26 protein-coding genes are annotated in these 21,321 nt (G+C 36.5%); 13 read left to right on the top strand and 13 right to left on the bottom strand.

The annotated features are described in order from the left end of the window. Window positions 1–155: 155 nt before the first annotated feature. Together ACIQZG_RS23285 and ACIQZG_RS23280 are read right to left on the bottom strand one after the other, a co-directional pair. Window positions 156–1,568: an ATP-binding protein gene (locus tag ACIQZG_RS23285; protein ID WP_402758347.1), complete on the bottom strand. Its 1,413-nt coding sequence runs from the start codon at window positions 1,566–1,568 to the stop codon at window positions 156–158. Beyond that, window positions 1,552–2,238, bottom strand: a complete 687-nt coding sequence (locus tag ACIQZG_RS23280; protein ID WP_402758345.1) for a response regulator transcription factor — start codon at window positions 2,236–2,238, stop codon at window positions 1,552–1,554. Before ACIQZG_RS23280 ends, ACIQZG_RS23285 begins: the two co-directional genes overlap by 17 nt. A 517-nt stretch (window positions 2,239–2,755) precedes the next feature. On the opposite strand from ACIQZG_RS23280, the gene ACIQZG_RS23275 reads away from it, so the two are divergent. Continuing rightward, window positions 2,756–3,091 carry a heme oxygenase gene (locus tag ACIQZG_RS23275; protein WP_402758343.1) on the top strand — a complete coding sequence of 112 codons (336 nt, stop codon included), beginning with the start codon at window positions 2,756–2,758 and terminating at the stop codon, window positions 3,089–3,091. A gap of 93 nt (window positions 3,092–3,184) precedes the next feature. On the opposite strand, the gene ACIQZG_RS23270 is transcribed toward ACIQZG_RS23275, so the two are convergent. Then, the gene (locus tag ACIQZG_RS23270; RefSeq protein WP_402758341.1) at window positions 3,185–4,183 is read right to left on the bottom strand and encodes a YeiH family protein; all 999 of its coding nucleotides are present in this window, start codon (window positions 4,181–4,183) and stop codon (window positions 3,185–3,187) included. 136 nt (window positions 4,184–4,319) lie between these two features. On the opposite strand from ACIQZG_RS23270, the gene ACIQZG_RS23265 reads away from it, so the two are divergent. Continuing rightward, entirely contained in the window at window positions 4,320–5,192 is an 873-nt protein-coding gene (locus ACIQZG_RS23265) for a LysR family transcriptional regulator (RefSeq protein WP_402758339.1), read from the top strand. A gap of 685 nt (window positions 5,193–5,877) precedes the next feature. On the opposite strand, the gene ACIQZG_RS23260 is transcribed toward ACIQZG_RS23265, so the two are convergent. Continuing rightward, the gene (locus ACIQZG_RS23260) at window positions 5,878–6,792 is read right to left on the bottom strand and encodes a LysR family transcriptional regulator (RefSeq protein ID WP_402758338.1); all 915 of its coding nucleotides are present in this window, start codon (window positions 6,790–6,792) and stop codon (window positions 5,878–5,880) included. A 134-nt stretch (window positions 6,793–6,926) separates the two neighbouring features. On the opposite strand from ACIQZG_RS23260, the gene ACIQZG_RS23255 reads away from it, so the two are divergent. Continuing rightward, the gene (locus ACIQZG_RS23255) at window positions 6,927–8,117 is read left to right on the top strand and encodes a coenzyme F420-0:L-glutamate ligase (protein ID WP_402758336.1); all 1,191 of its coding nucleotides are present in this window, start codon (window positions 6,927–6,929) and stop codon (window positions 8,115–8,117) included. 46 nt (window positions 8,118–8,163) lie between these two features. On the opposite strand, the gene ACIQZG_RS23250 is transcribed toward ACIQZG_RS23255, so the two are convergent. The 5 genes from ACIQZG_RS23250 to ACIQZG_RS23230 all read right to left on the bottom strand — a co-directional run bounded on the left by ACIQZG_RS23250 (window position 8,164) and on the right by ACIQZG_RS23230 (window position 12,509). Then, a complete protein-coding gene (locus ACIQZG_RS23250) occupies window positions 8,164–8,919 on the bottom strand; it encodes an amino acid ABC transporter ATP-binding protein (protein ID WP_402758334.1) in 756 nt (251 codons plus the stop codon). 14 nt (window positions 8,920–8,933) lie between these two features. Beyond that, a complete protein-coding gene (locus ACIQZG_RS23245; protein WP_402758332.1) occupies window positions 8,934–9,647 on the bottom strand; it encodes an amino acid ABC transporter permease in 714 nt (237 codons plus the stop codon). 13 nt (window positions 9,648–9,660) lie between these two features. Further along, window positions 9,661–10,368 carry an amino acid ABC transporter permease gene (locus ACIQZG_RS23240; RefSeq protein WP_402758330.1) on the bottom strand — a complete coding sequence of 236 codons (708 nt, stop codon included), beginning with the start codon at window positions 10,366–10,368 and terminating at the stop codon, window positions 9,661–9,663. Window positions 10,369–10,438: 70 nt separating this feature from the next. After that, window positions 10,439–11,308 carry a transporter substrate-binding domain-containing protein gene (locus tag ACIQZG_RS23235; RefSeq protein WP_402758328.1) on the bottom strand — a complete coding sequence of 290 codons (870 nt, stop codon included), beginning with the start codon at window positions 11,306–11,308 and terminating at the stop codon, window positions 10,439–10,441. Window positions 11,309–11,339: 31 nt separating this feature from the next. Further along, window positions 11,340–12,509 carry an acyl-CoA dehydrogenase family protein gene (locus tag ACIQZG_RS23230; RefSeq protein WP_402758326.1) on the bottom strand — a complete coding sequence of 390 codons (1,170 nt, stop codon included), beginning with the start codon at window positions 12,507–12,509 and terminating at the stop codon, window positions 11,340–11,342. Window positions 12,510–12,766: 257 nt separating this feature from the next. Between ACIQZG_RS23230 and ACIQZG_RS23225 the strand changes: the two genes are divergently transcribed. After that, entirely contained in the window at window positions 12,767–13,516 is a 750-nt protein-coding gene (locus ACIQZG_RS23225; RefSeq protein WP_402758324.1) for a hypothetical protein, read from the top strand. A gap of 43 nt (window positions 13,517–13,559) precedes the next feature. Here the strand turns inward: ACIQZG_RS23225 and ACIQZG_RS23220 are convergent, their stop codons facing one another. Then, complete coding sequence (locus tag ACIQZG_RS23220; protein ID WP_402758322.1) at window positions 13,560–13,937, bottom strand: VOC family protein; 378 nt, start codon at window positions 13,935–13,937, stop codon at window positions 13,560–13,562. 162 nt (window positions 13,938–14,099) lie between these two features. Then, window positions 14,100–14,513 (bottom strand): VOC family protein, encoded by a 414-nt coding sequence (locus ACIQZG_RS23215; protein WP_402758321.1) that lies wholly within the window; start codon window positions 14,511–14,513, stop codon window positions 14,100–14,102. Between the two features lie 190 nt (window positions 14,514–14,703). Between ACIQZG_RS23215 and guaC the strand changes: the two genes are divergently transcribed. Beyond that, the gene (gene guaC, locus ACIQZG_RS23210) at window positions 14,704–15,687 is read left to right on the top strand and encodes a GMP reductase (protein WP_402758319.1); all 984 of its coding nucleotides are present in this window, start codon (window positions 14,704–14,706) and stop codon (window positions 15,685–15,687) included. Window positions 15,688–15,904: 217 nt separating this feature from the next. Here guaC and ACIQZG_RS23205 read toward each other — a convergent pair whose 3' ends face one another. Beyond that, on the bottom strand, window positions 15,905–16,126 hold the full coding sequence (locus ACIQZG_RS23205) for a phosphate-starvation-inducible protein PsiE (RefSeq protein ID WP_402758317.1): 222 nt from the start codon (window positions 16,124–16,126) through the stop codon (window positions 15,905–15,907). Window positions 16,127–16,359: 233 nt separating this feature from the next. Here ACIQZG_RS23205 and psiE point away from each other — a divergent pair, with 233 nt between their 5' ends. From psiE to ACIQZG_RS23165, 8 genes are all read left to right on the top strand, one after another. Then, complete coding sequence (gene psiE, locus ACIQZG_RS23200) at window positions 16,360–16,821, top strand: phosphate-starvation-inducible protein PsiE (protein ID WP_483869800.1); 462 nt, start codon at window positions 16,360–16,362, stop codon at window positions 16,819–16,821. Window positions 16,822–16,975: 154 nt separating this feature from the next. Continuing rightward, window positions 16,976–17,323: a PadR family transcriptional regulator gene (locus ACIQZG_RS23195; protein WP_402758315.1), complete on the top strand. Its 348-nt coding sequence runs from the start codon at window positions 16,976–16,978 to the stop codon at window positions 17,321–17,323. Next, on the top strand, window positions 17,310–18,323 hold the full coding sequence (locus tag ACIQZG_RS23190) for an HAAS signaling domain-containing protein (protein WP_402758314.1): 1,014 nt from the start codon (window positions 17,310–17,312) through the stop codon (window positions 18,321–18,323). Before ACIQZG_RS23195 ends, ACIQZG_RS23190 begins: the two co-directional genes overlap by 14 nt. A gap of 162 nt (window positions 18,324–18,485) precedes the next feature. After that, window positions 18,486–18,644: a YfhD family protein gene (locus ACIQZG_RS23185; RefSeq protein WP_402758312.1), complete on the top strand. Its 159-nt coding sequence runs from the start codon at window positions 18,486–18,488 to the stop codon at window positions 18,642–18,644. A 10-nt stretch (window positions 18,645–18,654) separates the two neighbouring features. After that, on the top strand, window positions 18,655–18,846 hold the full coding sequence (locus tag ACIQZG_RS23180) for an H-type small acid-soluble spore protein (protein ID WP_402758310.1): 192 nt from the start codon (window positions 18,655–18,657) through the stop codon (window positions 18,844–18,846). 166 nt (window positions 18,847–19,012) lie between these two features. Next, window positions 19,013–19,342: a PadR family transcriptional regulator gene (locus tag ACIQZG_RS23175; RefSeq protein WP_402758309.1), complete on the top strand. Its 330-nt coding sequence runs from the start codon at window positions 19,013–19,015 to the stop codon at window positions 19,340–19,342. Continuing rightward, entirely contained in the window at window positions 19,339–19,746 is a 408-nt protein-coding gene (locus ACIQZG_RS23170) for a permease prefix domain 1-containing protein (protein ID WP_402758307.1), read from the top strand. The genes ACIQZG_RS23175 and ACIQZG_RS23170 overlap by 4 nt, the downstream gene beginning before the upstream one ends. A gap of 3 nt (window positions 19,747–19,749) precedes the next feature. Further along, window positions 19,750–20,409 carry a hypothetical protein gene (locus ACIQZG_RS23165; protein ID WP_402758305.1) on the top strand — a complete coding sequence of 220 codons (660 nt, stop codon included), beginning with the start codon at window positions 19,750–19,752 and terminating at the stop codon, window positions 20,407–20,409. A gap of 103 nt (window positions 20,410–20,512) precedes the next feature. Here ACIQZG_RS23165 and ACIQZG_RS23160 read toward each other — a convergent pair whose 3' ends face one another. After that, complete coding sequence (locus ACIQZG_RS23160; RefSeq protein WP_402758303.1) at window positions 20,513–21,187, bottom strand: peptidylprolyl isomerase; 675 nt, start codon at window positions 21,185–21,187, stop codon at window positions 20,513–20,515. Between the last annotated feature and the right edge of the window lie 134 nt (window positions 21,188–21,321).

The following is a 21,321-nucleotide window of genomic DNA, read 5'->3' as shown; positions in this document are numbered from 1 at the left end:
CGGACACCCTTGCTCTTGGCTAACCTCTACTTCTGTCTTCGGGGTTCGGGACTTACACCCTATAGTTCATGTGCATGCCGGGCGCACCAAAAAAGAGGTATCTCAAAATTTTTGAGACACCTCTTTAATCCATCAGAGAACACAATATAAACATGTTAAAGTGTAGTGTTCTTTAGCAATTTAATTTCAAAGCTTGTACCTGTTGAATTGCTCTCCACTAAACGTAAATCACCGCCAATTGATTGGGCCATCATTTTACTGAGCGATAAGCCTAAACCGAGACCACGCACCGTATATTTTTTATTTTCACCTCTATAGAAGCGTTCAAAAATTAAGGGTTGCTCCGTTTCTGGAATACCGCACCCTGTATCTTGAACCCTCACAACCACATTATTAGTTGTCTGCGCTAACGTCACGATAATAGTCCCGTCTTGCATTGCTTGCTTAGCATTCGTCAAAAGATTGGTCAAAATTTGTTGCATCCGTACAACGTCAGCTTGTACTTTGACGGAATCATCAAGTAAATGCACTTGTACTTTTACCGCATCTTCCTCTTGCATCACTTCCCAATGTGTCACTGCATCTCGTATCAAACTATTCACATCTGTGGATACAAGATTTACTGGAATCGCATCAACTGCGAATGAGTTAAATGCCAGTAAATCACCAACCATGGTTTTCATTTTTGTCGTTTCCACAAGTGCCATTTGGATAAATTCTTTAGCATCATCGCCAGTGACAATCCCGTCTTGTACAGCCTGTAATAGCCCACTAATTGATGTCACTGGGGTCTTCAGCTCATGTGTCACACCTGCAAGTAGCTCCGTTCTTGTTTTCTCTAATAACTGCAGCTTTGTCGCCATATCCCTAAATGAGGACACCAATTCATATACTTCTTCTTCTTTTATATTTTCAGGTAGGTCAATCTCATAATTACTCTCTTGCACCTGCTTCGCTGCAACCGCTACTTGTTTTATTGGACGAGCTAATCGCTTCGAAAGAAAATATATGGCTCCCCAACCAAGTATGGCAAGTGTTCCAATTAATAATGCCAACTGTCCGTACTCTTGGTTTACCTTCGTTAAATTCTTCTTCGATTCTAGAAAAAATACCCAGCCAAGTACCACATCGTCTTTTTCAATTTTCTTTTTCACAACATATTGAACACCCGCATGGCCATCATCAACTTTAATCTTTTTGGTGCCCTCTGTTCCATCTAATAAAGCCTCTATATTTTTGCTACTCCCCGGTATCATCGGACGGTTGCTCGTTAGTATATTTCCATTGGCATCAACTAAATATAAAATCGGGTCAATATCTTTCATACTAAAACGTTCACGTTTTCCAATAAACCCTGGAATACCATTACCCGGTTCATTCACATCCGTCAAACGATACACTGTTTCGTCTGCTAAAAACTCCATCATTTCAAGTCGATTTTCAAGTGCGGTATGGCGAATCCAAACAGCAGAAATAAGCGATATAATGGCAAGACCTATGAATAATGTAAGTAGATAACGACTTGTCCAATAGTTAAGTAATGATACACGCTTATTTTTTGTAAACACTTAACTGATACCCCAATCCTCGTAATGTTTTAATTTCACCTTCTGATTCATCCCAACCTACCAGTACTTTACGCAGACGCTTCACGGCCAAATCAACCGCTCTGTCACTACCGTCATATCCCCATCCCCATACTTGCTCAATGAGCTGATCACGTGTGAATGTTTGGTTTGGATGCTCTGCCAAAAACAATAGCACCGACAAATCCCTTGGCGTTAATACAATTTCTTTACCCGCAAGCAATACCCGATGAGCTTGTAAATCAATTTCAAGCTGGCCAAATTGTTTTTTTAAAGAAGTATCGCCACTTGCTGCTGATCTCCTTAGTACAGCCTTCACCCTCGCGACTACCTCATCTGCTATGAAAGGTTTTGCAATATAATCATCCGCTCCTTGGTCAAAGCCCTCTAGTCGATAATTCACATCCCCTAAAGCCGTCAGCATAATTACAGGACAAGTGCTTTCCTCACGTATTTCTTGTAAAATTATCCAACCGTTTTTCCCCGGTAGCATAATATCGAGCAACACTAAATTAGGGCAATGTTCTTTGAACAAGTTCATTGCCTCACCCCCGTTATAGCACTGCACAATGTTGTAGCCCACTTTTGTTAAATATGCTTTTAAAACCTTACTAATCGCAAACTCATCTTCTATAACTAATATTTTCACCATATATACATCCACCTCACAATTACACGCTATTAATAACTGTTCAATTTTGCATACATTATAGCATCCAATTACGTCCGTTTAATGTCAAGACGACTATTCTTTCTTGCACTTTTTTAGGCGATTAAAAACATACGAATATAAAAAAATTATTTACTATACTTCCGAATGATTTTTCAAAAGAACTAGTATTAATAACCAACGTCCTTGTACGCAATTTAGAAACATTAATAAGCCGATGACAGCCCTAAAACCCGCGAACTTATAACGCTCAGTTACTGTTCCACTATCGTTAACCTCACATTTTACTACTCATTTCTAATAGCTTTCACTCCATAAAACTATATAGATACTCATCGATAAATATAAAATATAAACCTGCCACAAACATACGTACTATTGACAATGCCTTCCTGCTCAACTTATCATTGATTGCGAATGATAATCACTTTCACAAAAGGGATTATCCATTCATACAGAAGATTGTCCGATTTTTTAAATTGATTAGGGGGGTAATACAATGATTATTGTAACGAATCGTATTCAAGTGAAGCCTGGCTTCGCAGCAAAAATGGCACCAAACTTTACTAAGCCTGGTCCACTTCAAAAATTTGAAGGTTTTCATAAAGTGGAAGTGCTTATTTCAACAGATGATCCTACATATGACGAAATGAGCGTCAATATGTATTGGGAATCAAAAGAGCATTTCCAAGTTTGGCGTGAAAGTGATGCATTTGCTGCAGCACATAAACGTCCAGAACCCGGTTCAGAATCAGCAAAACCTGAAAATAGCCCGTTAATAGGTAGTAAAATTGTTATTGCTGAGCTTGCTTCATCAATAGAAGTAGCACATTGATCAATTAATCACATCCCAATAATTCATCTTCTGATTCTATCTAAAAACACCCGCATATATCGACTATATGCGGGCGTTTTTAATTATTAATTTTTATTGAAATAGCACTACTAATATATATCCAAGAACGGATAAGCAAACTGAGCCGATGAGTCCTGCAGTAAATGCTTTTCCACCTAATTTTTTGAAAGTTTTTATTTCAACATTTAACCCTAAACCAGCCATCGCCATGCCAATTAAAATATATGCAATATTAACCATCATTTGTGCCACAGCTTGAGGTACAATGCCAGTCGAATTAATGGCACTCATCACTAAAAACCCTACGATGAACCAAGGAATTATTGAGGCAGAAAACGCCCCTTTATCTTGTCCCTTCTCATTTCTTCGATACCAAATGCCGATTACAATTGCTACAGGTACAAGTAATGCTACGCGCGTTAACTTTACAATGATCGCCATATCAACTGCCCCATCGCCACCAGCCGCCGCCGCTGCGATTACATGTGCAATTTCATGTAGTGTTCCACCCGAAAAAACACCATATTGAGCAGGTGTTAAGTCAATTATCGAATACAATAATGTATACACTAGTGTAAATACTGTTCCGAGCAAGGCTACAATCGCCGCACCTACCGCTGTTTCTTTTTCATTTGCTTTAATTTGTGGCGCAATCGCAACGACCGCAGCAGCACCACAAATAGCCGTTCCACATGCTGTTAAAATACCGAGCTTTTTGTCCACATTAAAAATCTTCGTTAGCCAGTAAACGACAAATAACGCAAACACTAAATTAATGAATGCAATCAAAAACACACTGGCTCCTGCATAATAAATATCTGCTAAATTCAAACGCATGCCAAGTAAAATAATGCCTAATCGTAATAATTTTTTACTCGAAAAGGATATACCCGTGTGCCATGCATCTGGAACACTAAACGATGCTCGCCAAACCATCCCTATTAAAATGGCGATAACAAGCTGTCCCATAATCGAGAAAAACGGAAATGTTGAAATATATTTTGCCACTAATGCAATTCCGAGCGTCAATAATATTCCTTTTATAAAAGGCGCCGATAAATATTTATTCATCCACTGTTGTCTATTGACCATCCTGTTCACTTCTTTCTTCCTTTATGGCTTTTACTTTATTAAATATCCAATCATTAGTAAAATACATTTAAATAATCATTACTATTAAGAATTTTAATCATTAGAGGTGCTGTTGATGCAATACGATGCGTTAAAGACATTTATCACACTAGCCGAAGTAAAGAATTTTACAAAAACATCGGAGATCTTACATATTTCTCAACCGAGTGTTAGCCTGCACATAAAAAATTTAGAACAAGAATTTCAAACGACTTTATTTATACGCTCCCCAAAATCTGTACAAATTACACCAACAGGCCAGATTTTATATGAACGCGCAAAACAAATCATGGCGATTTATGGAGCAGCCAAGGAGGATATTTTAGCCCATCATCATGCGATTCAAGGCACACTCATTATTGGAGCAAGCTTTACAATCGGCGAGTATATATTGCCACCAATTTTGGCACGTTTACAGCAGCACTTCCCGCAACTCGAAATACAAGTCATCATTGGCAATACAGACGAAATTATTCAATCTGCAAAGCTATTACACATCGATATCGGATTAATCGAAGGTCAGTCTCATGACCACGAACTCGTCATTCAACCCTTTATGCAAGACGAATTATTTATTGTTGGGGCAAGTAATCACCCCCTTATCGAGCGATCGACTATCACTATTTCAGAGCTACAACATCAAAATTGGGTTGCACGCGAAGCTGGTTCTGGAACACGCACTTATTTAGACCACCTATTCAGAATGAACGGCCTCCAAGTCCAGTCCTTATTGACTATTAGTAGCAACCAAGGCGTGAAAGAAAGTGTGATCCAAGGGCTCGGTTATGCTTTGCTATCAGGCTGTGCGATTGAACGAGAAGTGATAAATGGAGATATGGCTGTATTGCCACTTGAGGGGCACCATTTCACGCGGACATTTTCATATTTGTATTCGCCTACGATGAAAAACAAAAGAAATGTTGAAGCACTCATTGAATTTATTACGTGAGAAAAGACACTTTCGCCCTTAAAATCAAAAATGCCTTCATTAAAAAGAGCAAAAACAACTCAAAACAGAGCCATTTCCGCCTCTTTAATTACACTGTAAAACAACGATAGTAGAATAAAAGACCTATATCTTTCCGTCTGAAATATATATTAAAATGCGAAATCTCTTTAAGAAAAGCGCCCTTTTCTCTTGCCAATAGGCAATTTAATTTTGACAAGGATGTTCCAATGTCATAATTGCTTTGCCACCTATTTCAAAAAGAAGTTGCCTAGTTAAAGCGGAACCGAATACTGTGTAAATAATCTTTAAAACACCTATATAACATGGGTTTAGGGCGTTTTTCATCTCATAGTTTTTTAATAACTTAATTTTTCTATAAAAATTTATTATGCTCACTTTTTTAGTCACAAGAAAATTTAATTAATCCGAAAAACAAATCGACTTTACCCAATATGTCGACTTTGATATACAACATATTTTTAAATAAGCGCCTTTTTGGGCCTTTATACCTTATTTGACACTTATTTATATTTAAGTTGTATATCAATTTTAGAGAATGGCCTTTTCGATGTTTGAAAATTAGTCTAAAAAAATTTCTAGTCTTCACACAGGGTACGGCACTCAAAAGTTTTATAAATTCTTATCTTTTAAAAAAAGCTTAGCATCCCTAGTTGCTAGGCTTCCATTACGTTCTTTTAATAATCCTTCTATATTCCTGTTTATTTTCGAGAATTTCCACAAATTTTGTGGAGGCTCGGGATAACGGGACCATTTTCAAATGGCAAATACCGATACTCCGCTTTGGAATATCTTCGCTCAATTCCAGTTCATATAACAATCCTCGCTCTAAATAATCCTTAGAAAACTCCTTTGTCACACACGCTATTCCTAAATTACTACGCGCAAATTCTAGGACTAAATCATGTGAGCCTAATTCAAACTCTGGAGAAATGGCTATCCCTTGTGATAGTAAATAATTCTCTACATAATTACGCGAATTAGATTTTTTCTCTAAAAAGATTAGCGGGAATTTTAGTAAATCCTCATAGCTTAAACTCTTTGCCGCCATCGTTCGATACTTCTCTCCACAGACGAAAATATCTTGCACTTCGGTACAAGGCGTCAATTGCAATGTCGGATCTTCAATCGGAAAATTACACAGCCCTACATCTGCCTCCCCGGATTTAATAAAGTTACAAATTTCTGAAGTTGTCCCATTTAGCATTTGTAATTTAATATTTGGATACATCGTATGGAATGCCTCTAAATACGGCATCAAAAAAAAGCGAGAGATTGTATCTCCTACACCTATTTTCAACTGTCCTGTTGTTAAGTTTTTAAACTCTAGAATTTTTTCTTCTCCTACATGAAGTAAACCAATCGCAGAATTTGCATACTCGTACAACAGGCTACCTTCAGTCGTCAATGTAACCCCTTTTGGCGTACGGTTAAACAATCGTGTATCAAGTTCTTTCTCTAGTTGCATAATTGCCTGACTAACAGCTGGTTGTGTCATATACAAATCTTTTGCCGCCTTAGAAAAGCTACTATTTTTAGCAACAATACTAAAAACACGATATAAATCTAATTTCCCTATCATATAAGCACCCCTTATATCTACTATATAAACTATTAATTTTACTTATATCACTTAACTGCCGTATAGTAAAAGCATATTGTTTGTAACATTATTAAATATTTATATATACATTTACCTTCAGAGGAGAGATTATTTTGGAACGTGTAGTTGGTACAGTAGTAAGAGGTCTTCGTGGCCCAATCATTAACGAAGGTGACGATATCGTACAAATCGTTGTAGACACAGCTTTAAATGCCGCAAAAGTAGAAGGCTATGAAATTGAAGATCGTGACATCGTAACAGTAACAGAATCAGTTGTTGCTCGTGCACAAGGTAACTATGCATCAATCGACGATATCGCAGCAGACGTAAGTGCTAAATTTGGTGACGATACAGTTGGCGTGATTTTCCCAATTTTAAGCCGTAACCGCTTCTCAAACATTTTACGTGGTGTTGCAAAAGGCACAAAAAAAGTTGTGTTAATGCTAAGCTATCCTTCTGATGAAGTTGGTAACCACTTAGTAACGCTTGATGAACTAGATGAAAAAGGTGTTAACCCATGGACTGACGTTTTAACTGAGAGCGAATTCCGCGGACATTTTGGTTACAACAAACACACATTTACTGGTGTTGACTACATTGAGTACTACAAAGAGCTAATCGAAGCTGAAGGTACTGAAGTTGAAGTAATTTTCTCTAACAATCCTAAGACGATTTTAGACTATACGAAGAGCGTATTAACTTGTGATATTCACTCTCGCTTCCGTACAAAACGAATTTTAACAGCGAATGGCGCTGAAAAAGTATTCGGTTTAGATAATGTTTTAGCTGAATCGCACAACGGCTCTGGCTTTAACTCTGCATACGGTTTACTCGGTTCAAACAAATCAACTGAAGATAGCGTGAAGTTATTCCCGGACAACTGTCAACCAATCGTTGATGACATCCAAGCGAAAATTTTAGCAGCTACAGGTAAATTAGTAGAAGTTATGATTTATGGTGATGGTGCATTTAAAGATCCAGTTGGACAAATTTGGGAGCTTGCTGATCCTGTTGTATCACCAGCTTATACACCAGGTCTTGATGGTACACCAAACGAAATCAAGCTTAAATATTTAGCTGATAACGACTTCTCTAACCTACGCGGCGAAGAATTAAAAGCGGCGATCTCGGAATACATTAACAACAAAGAAGAAGATTTAACTGGTCACATGGCAGCACAAGGTACAACGCCTCGTAAATTAACAGACCTAATTGGTTCACTTTCAGATTTAACTTCTGGTAGTGGCGATAAGGGTACACCAATGATTTATATCCAAGGTTACTTCGATAACTATACAAAATAATTATCTTTCTATATCAAAAAGTGCGGGCTTGATGCCCGCACTTTTTTTAAATATAAAATGTATAATCTTCTGGTATCACACGCTTTAAAAACTTCTTCGTACGTTCCTCTTTTGGCTTAACAAAAATATCATGTGGACTGCCTTCCTCAACAACAACTCCACCGTCCATGAAAATGACACGGTTCGCAACATCCTTCGCAAAGCTCATTTCATGTGTTACTACAAGCATCGTCGTACCCTCAGCCGCGATATTTTTCATAACCGCTAGGACTTCCCCTACAAGTTCTGGATCAAGTGCTGATGTTGGCTCATCAAATAAAATAATATCTGGATTTAAAGCCACCGCACGTGCAATACCAACACGTTGTTGCTGACCACCTGACAATTGGCTTGGATACGCATTATATTTTTCAGACAACCCGACTTTATCGAGCGCTTTCTTACCAATTTCAATTGCTTCTGCTTTAGCCCCTTTACGCCCCACTATAAGACCCTCTGTGACGTTTTCTAACGCTGTTTTATTAGTAAATAGATTATAGTTTTGAAATACAAATGCGACACGCTGACGAATGGCGTGGATGTCTTTTTTCTTAGCATTATGTAGATCCACATCAATATCACCAAATGTTGCATGCCCTTCATCCGCTTTTTCTAAAAAGTTAATGCAGCGCAGTAGTGTTGTTTTCCCAGAGCCACTTGGGCCTAAAATTACGACCACATCGCCCTTATCAATCGACAAATCGACACCTTTTAATATCTCATTTTCACCAAATGATTTGTGTATATTTTTTATTTCTAACATAACTCCACCCCAGTTTAGGCATTCGCCGCTTTGTATTTACTCAAACGTTTTTCATATAATTTAAATAAGTACTCCACTGTACTACATAAAATTAAATACACTATAAAAATATCAATATACGCTTCAACATAGTTGTAACCTACGTTCGCAGCAACCTTTGCCTTTAGCGTAATTTCCGGTAATGACATCGCATAACCTAAAGATGTTGCTTTAATAAGATTGACTGTCGCTGTGCAAATATTCGGCATCGCGACCACTAATGCTTGCGGAATAATAATGCGGCGATATGCTTGGATTGTCGTTAAACCAACTGCATGCGCTGCCTCTAACTGCCCTTTTTCAATCGTACCAAGTGCTGAGCGGAATACTTCTATTAGGATGGCCGTAGTACTAAAGGCAAATACAATAAATGCATACCAAATGGGATTTATTTTATAAATGTCATAGGTAATATTATATTTTTCAAAAATAATTTTTAATAATAACGGAACACTACTATAAATGATGAAAATCTGAATGATTATCGGTGTACCCCGAACAAATGAAACGTAAATTTTCGCTAGCTGATGGATGACTGGAATTTTATTAATGCGTGTTAAAGCTAATATAAATCCCAGCGGCAAAGCAACAAGCAAAGCGACGATCGTTACAAGGAGTGCGATTGGTACACCTGATAATGCCACAAAAAACGTGTCGAATAAAAATTGATAATTTAGTCCCTCTGACATTGTTTACGCCTCCTTACGTCGTCTCTAACGTCTTTTTCCCTTTACTAAAATATTTTTCTAACATAGCAAAGAATTTCTCAATAATAATTGAAAGTACCCAATAAACTAGTGCTAATGCTAAGAAAATTTCTAAAGCATGTGCATTAATATTGCTCGCAATAATTAAGTTGGCCTTACCAACGATGTCGATCAAACCAATCGTATAAGCAAGTGCACCTTCTTGTAATAGTGCAATCATGCCATTCCCGAAGTTTGGCAAGGCAATCACAAGGGCTTGTGGGAAAATAATTCGGCGGTACGCTTGAAACGGTGTTAGCCCTACACTTACAGCCGCTTCAAATTGACCCTTATTAACCGCTAAGTATGAAGAGCGAATTACTTCGGACATAATTGCTGCAAACTGTAATGTGAAGGTCACAACCACAAAAATCGCTGTATCAATTGCGTGTAGATTTAATCCCACGTTTTCTGCTAACGCTGGCACCCCGTAATAGACAAGGAATAATAGCACGATGGACGGCGTGCAGCGCATAATTGTCGTATATAAATTAGCCAAGTTTCGCAAAATCTTTTTAGTGCTAAGCTTTGCAGCTGCCAATAACAAACCAAAAATTGTGCCTAGTACAATGGAAGAGCCTGCAACTAAAAAGGTTACTTTTAAAAACGGCAATAATACGGGAATTGAGTTCCAAATGTACGATGCATCAAAATACTTATCCATTTCCTCACCAACTTCGTTTTTTATTAGGAAAGGTTGTTGAGCTTTAAAAACTCAACAACCTTTTATGTGATTATCGATGTACACTCTCTAACACTTCAAATAAGTCACGACCATAAAATTCTGTACTGATTTCATTTGTCTTCTTTTGTTCTTTCACTTGTGCTATAGCTTTATCATAAGCATCCGCAAATTCCTGCTCTTTTTTATTAAATAGTGGCCATGTTTTAATGACTGCAAATTCGTTGTACACTACATCATCTTTCAAGTTATAATAAGGGCCATCTTCTGCTAATACCTGCGCCTGGTACTGGCCTTCAATCATCACCCCACCATCAACACGACCTTCATTTACCCATTGCACTACATCAACTGAAAATGTATCACCTGCTTGTAATTTCACTTCGTTATTTGGATTTTCTTTGTTGTATTCGTCAATAATTGTGTATTGTGCATTATTAGCTGCAATTGGAGCTAGTGAATAACCTTTTGTTGCAAAGTCGGCTAATGTTTTCACGCCTTTATCCTCTTTACGTAACACTAGACCTGCACTACTTAGCCCTAAAAATTCTTTCGGGAAAATAAATTTCTCTGTGCGTTCTTGTGTAAAGAATGCATTTTTCACACCTACTTGGTATTTCCCTTGCTCAACACCAATCAATAAATCATCATTTGTCGTTCCTACATATTCAAATTTATAATCAGGCAATAATTCATCTACTAGTTTCATAACTTCAACATCATAGCCCGTTGGATTCCCTTGATCGTCAATGTAGCTTATTGGTTTTGATGCTTGATCATAAGCAACCTTTATTGTACGAACCTCTACACCATCTTCAGTTTCTTTTTTTGAAGCCTCCCCGGAGTTGCAGCCTGCTAAGATAGCAATTGATGCTAATCCAATTGCAGCCAATTGGAGTACTTTTTTCTTTTGTTTGAACATATGTCATTTCCCCTTACCCTTAATGGTTTTGTTATTGTTTTTCGCTATTTTTTTGTTGCTCGATCGCAGATGTTGCTAGTTTTATAATTGTCATGTCGTCCATCGGGGGATTATGTAATCCTGCGCGGACATTTCGGTAATAACGTTGCAGTGGATTTGAAAGTTGTAAGCTTTTTGCACCTACAATTCGCATCGCCTTATCGACGACATCAATCGCAATATTTGTCACAGTATGCTTTGCGACAGCTATTTCATTTGTTAATGTCTCTCGTCTTACTGAATCATCGTAAGCTTCTGCTACGCCGTAAATGACAAAACGCGCTTGCTGTAATTTAAGTTCAATCTCACCAAGTAGTTGCTGTACATTTGGTAGTGAGCTAATAGGTGCATTCAAACTGTTTGGTTGATGATGATTCGCAAAATGAAGTGCATAATCACGTGCAGCCTGCGCAATACCCAAATACGTTGCTGGGATATGCAATAACCAGCCATTTATCTTGCCACCACTTGGGTGACTCGGTAGTTCTACTAAATACTTATGGGGAACAACTACATCCTGTAACACTAAATCATGGCTACTAGTGCCTCGCATTGCAGACATTTCCCAATTTTCTTCAATAGATAGACCCGGTACATCTTTGTGAATGAGGAAGAAACCAACTTGCCCTTTTTCCTCCACCCAAGCAGATGTTAAAAAATAATCAAGTACTGGTGAAGCTGTTGTGAAAATTTTGCGGCCATTTAACAACCAACCATTTGTTGTCGAGACAGCATTTGTGCCAGGACGGCCACCGCGTGTTGGGCTACCTGTCGCCGCTTCACTCGCTGCTCTATTAATTGTTGCCCCCGCTTTTACTTCCTTTGCGAATACTTGCAGTAAATCCTCTGCCCATAATTTTTTCTCATACAATTCACCGATGACACCTAATGTCCATCCTAATGAAAGTGAAGCATTTTCGTCATAGCTCGCTAACGTTTCTTGGATTAGTACCATATCATAAACTGATAACCCTTCACCGCCATATTCTTTTGGCAACGTTAATTTTGGGTAATCAATTTGTTGCAGCAATTTATGTGCTTCAAGTGGAAATCTAGACTGTTCATCAACTTCTCTTGCCTCTGCTTTAATTGGTTCAGCAATTGACGCTAACTGCTCCAGCCAATGACGTTGTTGTTCAGTTTTAACAAATAGTTCCTTCATGAAATCTCCTTCTTTCTATTTTATAAACCTTATAGACTTACTAGGTATTATTGTTTAAAAAAATCCCCAACTACACTTCTTGCAGTGGGTACTGAATTTTCTGATTGATTGACATAATCATACTTCCAGCAAAATTAATTGTCAATACTCAATCTCTAGTTTTTTTGTAGGAATTGTTTGTTTTGAGTGCCAACTCCAATTTTTATGCACCTACATCCTATTTTAACATATGCTAAAAAGAAGAAAGAGGTGTATAGATGAACGATGGCATAAATGCCACATCAGGTTTTATCCCCAACCTACAAGTGGCCCCAAAAATAATTCAAACGAAATTTGGTGATATCAATGGTGATGGTTTTTTCGATACCATTCTCTTAACTGGTGTACAAAAACCAGACAGTCCACTATGGCAGCATCTAACACTCATTGTTTTTTATGGACGAACACAACAATTCGAACAAATAATACTTAAAGAAAATGTCGGCTACAATCCAACAATTTTTTTAGGTGATTTTACAAGCAACCATATAGAAGATATTTTAGTCGTTTCTGATACTGGAGGTAGTGGAGGAATTATTAATGCAGAAATTTATTCATTTATAGACGGGAAAATGCGGCAAATTTTTGATGCGGAATCTTTTAGCAATCAGCTAAAATTTACTGTAAACTTCCAAGATCATTATCAAGCAACTGTACAAAGCTCGACACCGCCAAAACGTTACACACTAAATTTACTGTATAAAGGAAAAGAATATTTAGCAGAAATCTACAATCCAAACGGAACATTAAAGGAGCCCATTGAAGGTTGGGTAGATCCAATCAGTGGTCTTTATCCAATTGATTTTGATCGTGATGGAATATATGAACTTTTGGCTATGCAAAAAATTTCAGGGAGATACCATGCGGATGGGTTGGGCTTTGTAGAGAATGTGCTTGCATGGGATGGACATAGGTTTACCATTGATCGGCAGAATGTCTCAATTGAAGGAGAAGATTTAACACAATAGGGCCAAACTAAAACGACTATGCATGCATAGTCGTTTTTGGGGATTAGTTTTTTTCTACAACCGCAAAATAGTTGTTTTCATCATCAGCAAAGTTAAATACTTTACCCATAGGCATTTCTACTAAGTCTCCTACTGTAATACCTTTTGCTTTGTAGTCCTCATACATTTGATCTAAATTATTTGCGTAAAACATCAGCGAAGGTGTTGCTAAATTTAACTCTGGCTGCATTTTAGCAATTAGCTCTTTATTATGCAAAACAAAACTTGTCTCTGCATTCTTAGTAGGTGCAATTTCTATCCAACGCATCCCTGCCTCAGCATGCTCAGCAACTACAATAAAGCCAACTTTCTCTGTCCAAAACTTAGCCGCTGCATCTTGATCATTTACATACAACATAATTTGCCCAATTCGTTGGATCACTATAACCCCTCCTGCTCTAATTATTATTAACATTATATCCGATATGCCAATATTTTTTTAAGATTGGGCATCTACTTCTACATCCAAGAATTACGAAAAAAAGCCCATAACGAGATAATACAGTTCTCATTATTGGGCACTAGTTTTTACAAATCATCATTTTTATTCTTCAAGATTAAACTGCCACTCAATACCAAACTTGTCCGTAACAGCACCGTAGCATTTACTCCAAAATGTTTCTTGTAGCTCCATTACTACCTTACCGCCTTCTTTTAACCCTTCATAAGCAGCTCGTAATTTGGCTTCATCATTTACAACAATTGCAAGTGTTACGTTATTTCCTATTGTGAAAGGTGAACCTGGGAACACATCTGAAAACATTACATTACTTCCTAAAATAGAAAGCCGCGTATGCATAATTAGAGCCTTTGCCTCCTCTGGCAATTGATGCTCACCCCCCATATTTGCATCCCCAAAAGTCATTAATTGCGTATTTTTTACATTAAAAATTTTTTCGTAAAACGTTACAGCTTCTCGACAATTTCCGTTAAACGTCAAATACACATTCACTGCCATTCCCAACACTCCTTTATTATAACGTACACATAAATTGTAGCATTTAAACATATTATGCCGTCAACTTTGACACTAATTCACGAAAATTTAATATAGCATTTGACATTTCTCCGAAAATCATGTAAATTACCAAATGACGAACGTTTTAAAATAAAAATTAAAAAATATTCGTATTTTAGGAGTGTATATAATGGATAACGTATTTGATTATGAAGATATTCAACTAATTCCCGCAAAATGTATCGTAGAAAGCCGTTCTGAATGTGATACTTCAGTCACTTTAGGGGGACATACATTTAAACTACCTGTTGTACCAGCAAACATGCAAACAATTATTGATGAAAATGTAGCTATCCAGCTTGCTGAAAACGGTTACTTTTATATTATGCACCGCTTTAATCCTGAAAAACGCGTTAATTTCATACAAGATATGCAAGGCCGTGGCTTAATTGCGTCTATAAGCGTAGGTGTAAAAGAAGAGGAATACACTTTTGTCGAAGAACTTGCAGTCAATAATCTAGTACCTGAATTCATTACGATTGACATTGCACACGGTCACTCAAATGCTGTTATCCGTATGATTCAACATATTAAAAAGCATTTACCAAACAGTTTTGTTATTGCTGGTAATGTTGGTACACCAGAAGCTGTACGTGAACTTGAGAACGCTGGCGCTGACGCAACAAAAGTTGGTATCGGACCAGGTAAAGTATGTATTACAAAAATTAAAACAGGTTTTGGTACAGGTGGTTGGCAACTTGCAGCACTTCGCTGGTGTGCAAAAGCTGCTACGAAACCAATCATTGCTGACGGTGGTATCCGTACAAACGGTGACATCGCAAAATCAGTACGCTTCGGTGCTTCAATGGTGATGATCGGCTCGCTATTCGCTGGTCACGAAGAATCTCCAGGCGAAACGATCGAAATCGATGGCAAGCTAGTCAAGGAATATTTCGGTTCTGCTTCTGAATTCCAAAAAGGCGAAAAGAAAAATGTTGAAGGTAAGAAAATGTACGTTGAGCACAAAGGTAGCTTAAAAGATACGCTTACTGAAATGCAACAAGACCTTCAATCATCAATCTCTTACGCAGGTGGTACTAAACTAGATGCCATCCGTAACGTAGACTATGTCATCGTAAAAAACTCAATCTTCAATGGCGACAAAGTATACTAATATTTAACTAAAAAGTCCCAACTAAGCTTTAAAAACTTAGCCGGGACTTTTCTATTCTCACACGTCACTAAAAACAATATATATGAATACACATTCCTTCTAAAAGAAACGTACTCCTCCAAGAGGATTCAAAAATAAATAAAAATGCCACAAACAATTTGCAGCATTTTCTTAGAGAGATTCAATTTATATACGATATATTAATATAAATTCAGACTTAAAGCTTATTAATTACACCTTGTAAAGTTTCTTTTAATTCTGCATCATGATCAGAAAGTTGTACTAAGTTACCTAAACGTTCACGTAATACAGGTCGTTCAATAACTAGTTTCTCATCAAGAACATTTACTAATAATTCGATGATTAATCGATCGCGTGCATTTAATGCTTCTTCTAAACGCTCAGGTGTAATTTTTGCTTCTTTTGATACTTTTGCCATTTTAAAAACCCCTTTATTTTATATTTACGCAAATCTATTTTAGCATATTGCCTAATTTTTTTGGGAATTTTCTTAAAGTAAGAATAAAGTGAATAGCTGTAACCTTGAGTATCCCCACCATATTTTCTCCCTTTAAATACTATTCTAATGTAGAATTATCATCTTTTTTTATTTCCGTCATAACCTATACAGTAATCTTTAAAATTTAGAAAAAAACTGATAGGAGGGCTGGATTGAACCAAAAGAAAATGAATTACTCAAAGCTTATAAAGGCTATTCCTAAAAGCTTACAAGTTTTTTTGAATATATGCCTCGTGCTTTTAGTGCTTATTTTATCTTTTCTACTTCTAAAAGAACTACTTGAATTTTTAAGAATTTACGTAGAAGGTAATAGCAATGACTACAAGCTTTTCCTTGCGAATATACTTATTTTCTTCTTGTATTTTGAATTTATCACGATGATAATTAAATATTTCAAAGAGGATTATCATTTTCCCTTGAGGTATTTTATCTATATTGGTATTACAGCTATGATTCGGTTAATTATCGTAGAGCATGATCACCCAGTAAGTACGCTTATTTATTCACTTGTTATTTTAGTGCTTATTATTGGCTATTATATTATTAATATTACCCCACTAGAAAGACCAGCCCGCGCCCGTTATGCCTTAAAGAAAAAGGACGGCCAAAACTAGAATAATCGATTTACCGGATAAAGACTATAATCTTTATCCGGTATTTTTATGCACAAACTTCAAATAAGACCTTTCAACATAAAAATGTAACACATATTATTATTCCTCATACAATAGTGTATAATATACAGTATAAAGAAATGAGGTGATCCATATGAGCTCTTTGTTGGATTCATTCACAACAGAATTACGACGTGGAACATTAACACTTGCTGTATTAAGCCAATTGCGTACACCTCAATATGGCTATTCTCTCGTCCAACGTCTTGAACAAGCCGGGGTTGTTATTGAGCAAAGCACCTTATACCCGTTACTTCGTAGATTAGAAAAACAAGACCTTGTAACAAGTAGTTGGGATACAACTGAAAGTAGACCGAGAAAATACTATGTAATTAGCGATTATGGTATTGAGATTTATGGACAATTAAAAAGCGAGTGGATTGCTATGACGGTAGAACTAAACACATTATTAAAAGGAGATGATCAAAATGAAGCTAATTGAAGCCTATATCTATGAAGTAACTAAAAGGCTCCCAGAGAAAATGCGCAATGACATTGCATTAGAGCTCCGCTCAACAATTGAAGATATGCTACCTGAAAATTACTCGGAATTGGAAGTGAAAAATGTCCTTTCTAAACTCGGTAGTCCTGCTGAACTCGCTGCAAGCTACCGTGATACACCTAGATACTTAATAGGTCCACAAGTATACGGTGCATATATCAACACAATAAAAATGGTTGCACCTTGGGCTATTCTAATCACATTATTAGTGCACATTGTAGAAAGCATTGTGTTATTTACAGGTGAAGAAGCACTCCTTACCGCTATTATTAACACCTTCTCAATCACCTTGGCCAATATCATTACTGTGTTATTACAAGTCCTATTTTGGATTACGATCGCCTTTGTCATAATGGAACGCACTGGCGGATTAAAAGGCAACATTCCTATGTTTACAAACAAAAACACATGGACTCCAGATGATTTAAACAATACTATAATTGTCTCAAAAGAAAAGAATATACCGATAAGTGACATTGTTTTCAGCATTTTTGGAGCTGTACTTTTAGCGATTCTATATTTTAATGCTGATCACCTTGTCGGTATTTATCAATCCAATGAGAATGGTAAATTAATATTCACTGCACCTTTCTTTAATCAAGATACCTTGCTCTCTTACTGGCCAATCATACTATCACTTATTTCCTTGGAAATTACCGTTAATCTATATAAATTAAAAGTACGTAAATGGACAATACCGCTTGCCGCCATAAATACAATTGTGCATTTATTAAGTACTATTGCGTTTTTCTTCATCATAAGTAACCCAGAACTAATTCATGATGCATTTATTCCACAAATGGCTGACGCAATCCAAACTTCTCCTTCCACTGTATCTACCTTCATCGATCGATTTATTTGGGTTGGCATAGCAATCACCATCGTTACAAACATCTTTGATATTTTCAATAATTTCCGTAAAGCTAGTAATCGCTATTGAACAATAAAAACGAATGGGAAATCTCTACTTAGAATGACTTAATAAAAGAGAAATTATTACACAGTACTGAAAAATCATTTTCAATGCTGTGTATTTTTTTGTGATAAAAAAGTTGTTTCAATGCCATATTAAGAAGAATCCAAAATGAAAGGAGAATTCATCATGGGAAGAGACAATAAACAAGGGAAAAGTCAGAACAAAGGCTCATTACCTCAAACACCTAAAAATCAAAAGATTGCGCCAAACAAAGTAAGTGAAGAGTTTTCTCAAGAGTTAACTGACCTTGTAAAAACGCTCACTAATACAAAACCTAAAAAATAGGGGGCTGTGTATGGAATATCAACGTGCGCAAGAAATTATTGCCTCTCCAGCAGAATATGAAGTAAGTTATAATGGTGTTTCCGTATGGATTGACAAGGTACACGATGATAAAAAAACAGCTACTGTTCATTTAAGACGTTCTTTAGAAGAAAGGTCTGAAGTGGATATTTCTGAACTAAAAGAAGAATCCCTAATACAATAATAAATTTATCCCACTGGATTTGTATCCTGTGGGGTTTTTTTATGAATTATAATAGCGTTCTTAAAATTTTTAAATAATTACCATAAAAACATTACTTTGACAGACAGAGTAATGTTTGCTAATATTACTCTACCAGGTAGAACAATAAAATCTAAGTAGGTGACCTATGATTAGAAGTGATATCATACGTGGACACTTGGATTCAATTATCTTGCGACTAATTTTAGAGAAAGATCGATATGGCTACGAAATTTCTCAGGAAATTAGTTTACGCACAGATAATCGTTTTCAAATCAAAGAAGCCACCTTATATGCTGTATTTCAACGATTAGAGAAAAGGGAAATTATCGAAGCATATTACGGCGAAGTTTCATTTGGTGGAAAAAGAAAGTATTACCGCATTACCACATTAGGTAAAGCATATTTAAAAGAACTAGTTAGCGAATGGACGGAAGTGAAGGAGATAATAGACTTATTCATGGAGGGCTTAGAATGAAGAAAATACAGAATCACATTGATGAGTTATTTAAAGACATTCCTAGCAATAGCGAAATAGAGATGGTGAAGCAAGAAATTGTACAAAATCTTGAAGAGAAAGTGTTTTATCTAATAGAGCATGGAAAAGAAGAAGATGATGCCATTAATAAAGCCATCGTTGAATTTGGAGATATTGATGATTTAAGAAAAGAATTAAATGTAAAGCAGCCGGAAAAGAAAAACATGGCCAAATTAAATTTAGAATTTTCCATTTGGGGAAGTAGTTTAATCATTGCTTTTTTCATTTTTATAAACCTTTACTATACCCCAAATACAATTTGGGCAATCTACCCAATCTTTGCGATATTATGGTGGCCTCTATCTATGTACTTTGTTTGGTCACGGAAGCAATTTGGTGAATAGAAGATGAAAAATTATATTAGTTTTGCCGTCGCTGGTAGTTTAATGACTATGTTATTTTTAGGAATCGTCAATTATATAACATCACCGCACTATATTTGGTTTGTTTATCCTAGCTTTTTTCTTTTACTATGGCCAATCACGCTCTATTTTATGTCTAAAAAGTTGTACAAACAATATTCCGTTTTTTGTAGCATTCTATTAATTTCTTTCCTTATCTTTGAAAATTTCAAATACTCACCAAGTCATTTATGGTTCATGTACGCCATTTATCCGATCGTATGCTGGCCGGTCCTCATGTTTTTAGAGAAAAAAACAACGTCTATAAAAGTTGCACTTATCGGAAGTACAACTACGATCATCTATTACGCCCTATTAAATATGACACTTTCTCCTCAATATCCATGGGCAATCTACCCTTCCTTCCTAGTGATATGGTGGCCGTTGGCTCTTTATCATGGTAAGAATAAAACATTTGTTGCCTTCTCTGTTTACGCAAGTTTACTCATTAGTATCTTTTTTATTACTGTCAATGTAGTTTCTTCGCCAGGAACTATCTGGGCCATCTATCCAATCTTTTTAGTCATGTGGTGGCCACTTAGTATGTACTTTTATGTTTATAAAAGGAAAATGTACAAGGTTGCTACTACTACGAAAAAAATATAAAGAAAAGACTGTTTGCAATTTTAATTACTTTGCAAACAGCCTTATTTAATATACTTTTATAGATAACAACAATAAAACGACAAATTTCGGATTGTCATATCTTCTATTTTCGTACCTCTGGATCAGGGTAGTCAAAGCCCTTCGTATCCACTTCGACCTTTTTCATTTGCTGATCTTCTAACGGCTTATCTGCACCATCTCGTTCAGCAGCAACGATTGCATCTACAGTTTCCATGCCCTCAATTACTTTCCCAAAAGCAGCATATTCTTCGTCAAGACTTCCCGCTTCTTCTACCATAATAAAAAATTGCGATCCCGCTGAATTTGGATCATTTGTTCGTGCCATTGAAATGACACCACGTTCATGTTTCAGATTATTTTCAAATCCATTTTTAGTAAATTCACCTTCAATAGAATACCCTGGACCACCCGATCCATTTCCTGAAGGATCTCCCCCTTGAATCATAAAGCCAGGGATTACTCGATGAAAAATAAGACCGTCATAATAACCATCTTCAACTAAAGAAATAAAATTAGCAACAGTATTAGGAGCTGTAGAAGGCTCTAGTTCAACAATAATCTTTTCATCGTTGTTCATCGTAATCGTTACAATCGGATTTTCTTTCACAGCTGTTGAATAATCCGCTTTTTCTTCCGATTCTTTTGCTGGTTCTCCCTCTGACTTCCCACTTTCTGTTGATGTTCCACACCCAGTCAAAACAAAAGCCACCGCCATCAGGCTAAAAATCAAAGTTAATACTTTATATCGCGCTAACATATCCTTTTCCCAACTCCTCTATCTACTCAATTTACTAATTGAATCAATTTCATAATTCATCTTTTTTAAAAGCTTAGACTGCTCCTAATTTAAAACTTACGTTTTTAAAATTTAGGTTGCTTGCTTTTGATCTT

This window comes from Lysinibacillus sp. NPDC096418 (assembly GCF_044762775.1).
Taxonomy (GTDB): Bacteria; Bacillota; Bacilli; order Bacillales_A; family Planococcaceae; genus Lysinibacillus.
The sequence above is the reverse complement of the archived record's forward strand: the minus strand, read 5'-3'. Positions and strand labels throughout refer to the sequence as shown.